Source organism: Pseudomonas sp. 18.1.10, from assembly GCF_024655625.1.
Classification (GTDB): domain Bacteria; phylum Pseudomonadota; class Gammaproteobacteria; order Pseudomonadales; family Pseudomonadaceae; genus Aquipseudomonas.
This window is the reverse complement of the sequence record NZ_JANLGL010000442.1, coordinates 1-1,630: the sequence shown is the minus strand read 5'-3', so window position 1 is coordinate 1,630 and position 1,630 is coordinate 1. Positions and strand designations below refer to the sequence as shown.

Below are 1,630 nucleotides of genomic sequence, written 5' to 3'. Positions count from 1 at the left end.
ATTCAACACATCTGTCACTGATCCACCGCTTTCGCGAGCAAGCCCGCTCCCACATTTAGAGCCGGTTCTTTCAGGGAAATATGAATAGTTTGTGGAGAGCTGAACCATGCAAACCAAATTACTGATAAACGGCCACCTCGTCGCCGGCGAAGGCCCGGCCCAAGCCATCTTCAACCCCGCCCTCGGCCGTGTGCTGGTGGAAATCAACGAAGCCAGCGAAGCCCAGGTCGACGCTGCCGTACGCGCCGCCGATGCAGCCTTTGAAGGCTGGTCGCAAACCCCGCCGAAGGACCGTTCCCTGCTGCTGCTGAAACTCGCGGACGCCATCGAAGCCCATGGCGAAGAGTTGGCCAAGCTGGAATCGGACAACTGCGGCAAGCCCTACAGCGCGGCGCTGAACGACGAGATCCCGGCGATTGCCGACGTGTTCCGCTTTTTCGCCGGCGCCAGCCGTTGCATGAGCGGTTCGGCCGGTGGCGAATACCTGCCCGGCCACACCTCGATGATCCGTCGCGACCCGGTGGGCGTGATCGCCTCCATCGCGCCGTGGAACTACCCGCTGATGATGGTCGCGTGGAAAATCGCCCCCGCCCTCGCCGCCGGTAATACCGTGGTGCTCAAACCGTCGGAACAAACCCCGCTGACCGCGTTGCGCATGGTCGAACTGGCGGCGGACATTTTCCCGGCCGGTGTGCTCAATCTGGTATTCGGCCGTGGGCCAACGGTGGGCAGCCCACTGGTGAACCATCCGAAAGTGCGCATGGTGTCGTTGACTGGTTCCATCGCCACCGGCGCAAACATCATCGCCAGCACCGCCGACAGCGTGAAGCGCATGCACATGGAGCTGGGTGGCAAGGCGCCGGTCATCATCTTCAATGACGCGGATATCGATGCCGCCGTGGAAGGCATTCGTACCTTTGGTTTCTACAACGCCGGCCAGGATTGCACGGCGGCGTGCCGGATCTACGCCCAGGCGGAGATCTACGACGCGTTTGTCGAGAAGCTCGGCGCGGCAGTCGCCAGCATCAAGCACGGTTTGCAGGATGACCCAAGCACCGAGCTGGGGCCGCTGATTACCGCACAACACCGTGACCGCGTGGCCGGGTTTGTCGAACGCGCCGTGGCGCAGTCGCATATCCGCTTGATTACCGGCGGCAAGGCCGTGGAAGGCAATGGTTTCTTCTTCGAACCCACCGTGCTGGCCGACGCACAACAGGACGATGAAATCGTGCGCCGTGAGGTGTTCGGCCCGGTGGTGTCGGTGACCAAGTTCAGCGATGAAGCGCAGGTGCTGGGCTGGGCCAACGATTCGGACTACGGCCTGGCGTCGTCTGTGTGGACGGCCGATGTAGGCCGCGCCCACCGTTTGGCCGCGCGTTTGCAGTATGGCTGCACCTGGGTGAATACCCACTTCATGTTGGTCAGCGAAATGCCCCATGGCGGTCAGAAACTGTCGGGGTATGGCAAGGACATGTCCATGTACGGGCTGGAGGACTACACCACTGTTCGGCATGTGATGTTCAAGCACTGACGCGTTTTCCCTGTAGACGCAAATCTGTGTGGGAGCAGGCTTTTTGTGGGAGCGGGCTTGCTCGCGAATACGGTGTATCAGTCACCAGAGTTGTTGACT

At 61.3% G+C, this 1,630-nt stretch carries 1 protein-coding gene; it reads left to right on the top strand.

Annotated features, from left to right (window positions below):
* The first annotated feature begins 106 nt into the window (after positions 1-106).
* Positions 107-1,531, top strand: coding sequence for a gamma-aminobutyraldehyde dehydrogenase (locus tag NUV89_RS29580; protein ID WP_257784107.1), 1,425 nt, complete (start codon positions 107-109; stop codon positions 1,529-1,531).
* Positions 1,532-1,630: the final 99 nt, after the last annotated feature.